At 75.5% G+C, this 4,923-nt stretch carries 2 protein-coding genes; both read left to right on the plus strand.

From position 1 onward, the window contains the following. A partial coding sequence (locus FOE67_RS16440) for a lysylphosphatidylglycerol synthase transmembrane domain-containing protein (protein WP_438874238.1) occupies positions 1 to 2,824 on the plus strand: 2,824 nt, incomplete at its 5' end. Between the two features lie 315 nt (positions 2,825 to 3,139). Next, positions 3,140 to 4,768 carry an alpha/beta hydrolase gene (locus FOE67_RS16445; protein ID WP_182665001.1) on the plus strand — a complete coding sequence of 543 codons (1,629 nt, stop codon included), beginning with the start codon at positions 3,140 to 3,142 and terminating at the stop codon, positions 4,766 to 4,768. Positions 4,769 to 4,923: the final 155 nt, after the last annotated feature.

Genomic DNA, 4,923 nt, shown 5'->3' on the forward strand with positions numbered 1-4,923 from the left:
CTCCCGGGGGGATCGGTCGCCCCCCGCCCCCCGGGAGACGGGGACCCCGGAGGAGCGGCCGCCCCGGGAGACCGGGGACCGGCCGACCGCCGACGACGCCGACGGAGGCGGACCGGACCCCACCGGCGGGGAACCCGGCCGGCCCACCGACCCCCCGACCGGCACCGAATCCTCCGGGGACCGGTCGATGAGCGGGTCCGGCACCCCGGTCCCGGACCCCGGTACGGGGCGGACCCCGGGGACGCCGGGCGCGCTGGAGCCCGCGGAGCCGATCCTCGCCGCCCGGGTGCACCGCCCGGCGGACCTGATGCGCATGCTGCTGGGCCTGCTCGGCATCGTCCTGGTGCTGGGGGTGGCCACCTTCGCCATCGGGACCACCAAGGGCCTGGAGGAGGACATCGGCGACGCCGCCGGGTCGGCCCCACCGCTGTTCTTCGGCTTCGCCGGACTGGTCTCCAGCGTGGCCGTGCTGCTGGTCCCGGTGGCCTTCGCCGTGGAACGGCTGATCAAACGCGACGGGCTGCGGATCGCGGACGGCGTGCTGGCGGCCGTTCTCGCGCACGGCGTCTCGCTGTCCTTCAGCCTGTGGGTGGCGCGGCTGGCGCCGGTGGAGGTGCAGGACGCGCTGACCGCCCGGGCGCCGGGCGGCGGCGCCACCGAAGCCGTCCACGGCTACCTGGCGCCGATCATCGCCTACATGACGGCGGTGGGCATGGCGCACCGCCCCCGCTGGCGGATCCTCATGTGGTCGGTGCTGGTGCTGGACGCGGTCTCGGTGCTGGTCGCCGGGTACAGCACGCCCTTCTCGATCCTGGTCACGGTGCTGATCGGCTGGTCGGTGGCGTACGGCACGATCTACGCCGTCGGCTCCCCCAACGCGCGGCCGACCGGCCGCCAGCTGCTGACCGGCCTGCGGAGCCTGGGCTTCCGGCCGGTGGCCGCGATGCGCGCCGAGGACCCGCCGGTCCCGGCCGGTGAGGGGCCCGGTCGCGCCGCCGACCGCGAGGAACCCGGCCGCCGGTACGTGGTGACCCTGGAATCGGGCCCGCCCCTGGACGTCACCGTGGTGGACCGCGAGCACCAGGCCCGCGGCTACTTCTACCGGGCCTGGCGCCGGGTGGCGCTGCGGGGCATCAACCAGCCGCGCGGCTCCCAGACCCTGCGCCAGGCCCTGGAGCAGGAGGCGCTGCTGGCGTACGCGGTGAACGCCGCCGGCGCCAACGCCCCCCGGCTGATCGCCACCTCCGAGTTGGGGCCGGACGCGGTCGTGCTGATCTACGAGCACGTCCCCGGCCGACTGCTGGACGCCGTCCCCGACGACGAGATCGACGACGCGCTGATGCGGTCCGCCTGGCGCCAGGTGCTGGCCCTGCAGTCGCGCCGGATCGCCCACCGCCGGCTGGAGGCCAACGCCCTGCTGGTGGACGACGCCGGGGTGCTCCATCTCACCGACCTGCGCGGTGGGGAGATCGCCGCCGGGGACCTGCTGCTGCGCATGGACGTGGCGCAACTGCTGACCACCTTCGGTCTGCGGGTCGGGGCGACCCGGGCGGTGGACGCCGCGGTGACCGAACTGGGCCCCGACGCGGTGGCCGACGCCCTGCCGCTGCTGCAGCCGATCGCGCTCAACCGCGCCACCCGGCACACGCTGCGCCGGCTGGGCCGGGAGCGCTCGCAGCGCGAGCGGCAGGCGGTGCTGGACGCCTCGCGCTCCTACCGGGAGGCCGGCGGGCGGCTCCCGGAGGACGCCGACCGCAAACGGGTCCGCGCGGTGAAGCAGGCCGAGAAGCAGGTCATGGAGGAGGCCCTGGCCCGGGCCAAGGAGCCGGACCTGCTCTCGGAGATCCGCAACCGGATCCTGGAGGTCCGCCCGCAGGCACCGGTGGAGCCGGCCCGGCTGGAGCGGATCCGACCGCGCACGCTGGTGATGGCGCTGGCGGCGGTCTTCGCCGCCTACTTCCTGGTCACCCAGTTGGTGCACATCAACTTCCGCGAGGTCGTGGACGGGGCGAACTGGGCGTGGGCGCTGGCCGCCGCCGGGTTCGCCTCGCTGACCTACTTCGCGGCGGCGATCAGCCTGCTGGGCTTCGTGCCGGAGAAGGTGCCCTACCTGCGGACGGTGGCCGCCCAGGTGGCCGGGTCCTTCGTGAAGCTGGTGGCCCCGGCGGCGATCGGCGGCGTGGCGCTGAACACCCGCTACCTCCAGCGGTCGGGCGTGCGACCGGGTCACGCGGTGGCCAGCGTCGGCGCCAACCAGTTGTTCGGCCTGGGCACGGCGGTCTCCCTGCTGCTGGTCTTCGCCTACGTCACCGGCACCCGGCACACCCCGACCCTCTCGCCGTCGCCGACGGTGATCGCCGGGGTGTTGACCGTCGCGGTGGCGGTGCTGATCCTGACCGCCGTCCCCGGCATGCGGAAGTTCGTCTCCGAGCGGGTGCGCTCGCTGTTCGCCGGCGTGGTGCCGCGGATGCTGGACGTGGTGCAGCGCCCCCGGAAGCTGATGGGCGGCATCGGCGGCATGGTGCTGATGACGCTGTCGTTCGTGCTGTGCCTGGACTCCTCGGTGCGGGCCTTCGGCGGGGAGCTGGGTCTGGCGACGGTGGCGGTGGTCTTCCTCGCCGGCAACGCGCTGGGGTCGGCGGCCCCCACCCCGGGTGGCATCGGCGCCGTGGAGGCGACGCTGATCGGTGGTCTGGTGGCCTTCGGGCTCACCTTCGACACGGCCGCCGCCGCGGTGATGCTCTTCCGGTTGATGACCTTCTGGTTGCCCGTGTTGCCGGGATGGGTGGCCTTCACGGCGCTCACCCGCAAGGAGGCCCTCTAGCGCCGCGGGGGTCGGGGTGGGCCCGTCGGGAGCGGGTTCCGGCGCGGTGCGTCGCACGGCGGCCGGAAGCCCTCGTGCCGGGCCCGCCCGGGCCGGCGGCCGACGCGGCGGGGTGCCGGACCGGACGCCGCGACGGGGCGAACCCCGGCCGATGCCGCGCCGGCCCCGGCGGGCGCACCGCGCGACCGCTCCCCCGCGTGATCGCGTCGTCACCCGAATGTCGTGCCGGACATGCGCCGGGACGGGCGGTACGTCGATGATGGGCCGTCCGTCCCGATGCGGGCCCCCCGGGCCCACCCGAAGGGGAGTGCCGCCATGTCCCGAACCCCTCGGCGCCCGTTCCGGCGTCGCGCCGGAACGCTGCTCGCCGCCGGCGCGGTCCTGGCCGCCGCCGGCTGCGGGGGCGGGGTCGGCTCCGCTCCCGCCCCGGGCGCGGCGGCCCCGGTGACCGGCGACGACCTCGCCGACCTCCCGACCGCCCTCACCGAACAGGAGCTCTCCTGGAGCGCCTGCGGGGAGGCCGAGGAGACGCAGGGCGGGGACGCCGGAACGCCGCCGCCGGTGGAGGAGTCCCCCTGGGAGTGCGCCGATCTGACGGTGCCGCTGGACTGGGACGCCCCGGAGGGGGAGACCCTCGACATCGCCCTGATCCGCTCCCGGGCGACCGGCCCGGAGGCGGAGCGGATCGGTTCGCTGATCTTCAACTTCGGCGGCCCGGGCGGCTCCGGGGTGGTGACCCTGCCCGCCTTCGGCCCCGAGTACGCCACCCTGCACGAGCGCTACGACCTGGTGAGCTTCGACCCGCGCGGGGTGGGCGCCTCCTCCGGCGTGGTCTGCCTGGACGACGCCGAACTCGACGAGTGGTTCGCCGCCCCGATCACCCCGGCCGACCCCGGGGACGACGGGGAGGTGGCGGCGTACACCGACCGCCTGGCGTCCTTCGCGAACGCCTGCGAGGAACGACAGGGCGACCTGCTGCCCCACCTGACCACCACCGACACCGCCCGCGACGTGAACCTGTTGCGGCACGTGCTGGGCGACGGACGGCTGTACTACTTCGGCGTCTCCTACGGCACCGAACTGGGCGCGGTCACCGCCCACCTGTACCCGGAGCGGATGGGCCGGGTGGTGCTGGACGCGGTGGTGGACCCGACGATGACCCGGGCGGAGAGCGCGCTGGGCCAGGCCCGCGGCTTCCACCTGGCGCTGGGCAACTTCCTGGAGGACTGCGCCGGCGAGGACGACTGCCCGCTGGGCGGGGACCCGGCCGAGGGCGAACGCGTCCTCGCCGACCTGCTGGAGGGCCTGCGCGAGGAGCCGCTGCCGACCGCCGACCCGCAGCGCCCCCTGACCCAGTCGCTGGCCTGGTCCGGACTGGCGCAGGCGCTGTACTCGCAGGACTTCTGGCCGTTCCTCACCGAGGGCCTGGACGACGCCCTGGACGAGGAGGAGCCGGACGGCACCATCCTGCGCATCCTGGGCGACGCGATGAACGGTCGCTCCTCGGACGGGAGCTACTCCACCCTCCAGTCCTCCTTCGTGGCGATCAACTGCGCCGACTCCAGCGAGCGCTACACCGTCGAGGACGTCCGTGCCCGCCTGCCGGAGTTCCGGGAGGCCTCGCCGGTCTTCGGCGAGGGCATGGCCTGGGGCATGCTCAGCTGCACCGGGTGGCCGGTGGAGGGCGAGGCGGAGCTGCCGACGGTGAACGCCGAGGGCGCGGCGCCGATGCTGCTGATCGGCACCACCGGCGACCCCGCCACCCCCTACGAGGGCACCGCCGCGATGAGGGAGGCGCTGGGCGAGGGCGTGGCCGTCGAGCTGACCCGACAGGGCGAGGGGCACGGCGCCTACACCGGCGGCAGCCGGTGCGTCTCGCGGGCCGTGGACCGGTACCTGCTCGACGGGGAACTGCCGGAGGACGGGCTGGTCTGCTCGGACTGACCTCCGCGGGGGCGCCGCGGGGCGCCCCCGGGTCCCCGTTCGGGCCGCCGGTGCCCGGACGGGGAGCCGGCGGCGCGGAACGTCCCGCCCGGTAGCCTTCCGACGGGGACGACGACGGACGACGCCGAGCGGAACGGGGGCCGGGATGCGGGGCG

This window comes from Streptomyces calidiresistens (assembly GCF_014141525.1).
In the GTDB taxonomy this organism is placed as follows: domain Bacteria; phylum Actinomycetota; class Actinomycetes; order Streptomycetales; family Streptomycetaceae; genus Streptomyces; species Streptomyces calidiresistens.

Coding starts and splice junctions, on each gene's coding strand:
- FOE67_RS16445 (WP_182665001.1), top strand. CDS start 3,140: ATGTCCCGAACCCCTCGGCGCCCGTTCCGGCGTCGCGCCGGAACGCTG.